The sequence below is a fragment of the Erysipelatoclostridium sp. An173 genome, from assembly GCF_002160495.1.
In the GTDB taxonomy this organism is placed as follows: domain Bacteria; phylum Bacillota_I; class Bacilli_A; order Erysipelotrichales; family Coprobacillaceae; genus Thomasclavelia; species Thomasclavelia merdavium.
On sequence record NZ_NFKR01000109.1, the window covers coordinates 1 to 867 of the forward strand.

Here is an 867-nt window from a genome sequence, read left to right on the forward strand (position 1 = left end):
TTATTTAAATATTATAGTAATGGAGTGTTAATATGAAATATGCCAATAAGATGTTTTTTTATAATCAAACTTATTTATCTTTAGTAACTGGTGGTGCTGTCTATGGATAATTATACAGCTACAGTTATTAATCAATCGATCATCAATAATGATTCTAAAAGTGTAAAGCTTGATGAAACCTGTAAAGTTCTTCTTAATGATACCCAGATATTAGCACATATTTTAAAATATGTCGTTGATGAATTGTGTGATTTTACGATTGAGGAAATCCAGGAAATCATCCCAGCTAATATTAATCATGAACCGGTATTTCCAGGTAATCGAGTAGTTAAAACCAGTAATAATGAATCAATCATTCCTGGAGAAGGAATACTAAGATTTGATGTCCATTTTGAACTTGATGTTCCTAGAAGAAATAAACAAAAAGCCTGTAAGCTGCAGATCAATATCGAAGCTCAAAATAGTATTTACAATACTTATGAGATAGTAACAAGAGGGATAGCTTATACAAGCCGACTGATATCTAAGCAAGTTAAAACAGTAATTGATGGTGATAATTATCAAAAGATGCAAAAGACATATTCAATCTGGTTAATGCCTCAAGCACCATTAAAATATGATGGAACGATCAGGATATATAGTCTACAAGAAAAAGGTGAAATCAGGAATACCGTTAAAAGAAAAAGAAGCCTATGATAAGATCAAGATAGCAACGATTTATACAAGCAGTAAACATGAAATAAGCCAAAAATATGAACAGAATGATGAATTATTAAGAGTGGTGATGTTACTGTTTGGAATGAGTGGAAGAAGTGTTCAAGAGATAAGGGGAATTTTAGAAAAAGAATATGGTTTTAAAATGAGTGA

The 867-nt window shown here is 30.6% G+C and carries 2 protein-coding genes; both read left to right on the forward strand.

Annotation, left to right across the window (positions count from 1 at the left end; translation table 11 throughout):
- The first annotated feature begins 102 nt into the window (after positions 1-102).
- Positions 103-696, forward strand: a complete 594-nt coding sequence (locus B5F09_RS14635) for a hypothetical protein (RefSeq protein WP_087375030.1) — start codon at positions 103-105, stop codon at positions 694-696.
- Positions 656-867, forward strand: a 212-nt coding sequence (locus B5F09_RS14795) for a hypothetical protein (protein ID WP_143357539.1), incomplete at its 3' end; no start/stop codon positions are given. The genes B5F09_RS14635 and B5F09_RS14795, both read left to right, overlap by 41 nt.

Bases quoted from the DNA above. Each gene is read 5' to 3' on its own strand.
- B5F09_RS14635 (WP_087375030.1), top strand. From the start codon at position 103: ATGGATAATTATACAGCTACAGTTATTAATCAATCGATCATCAATAAT.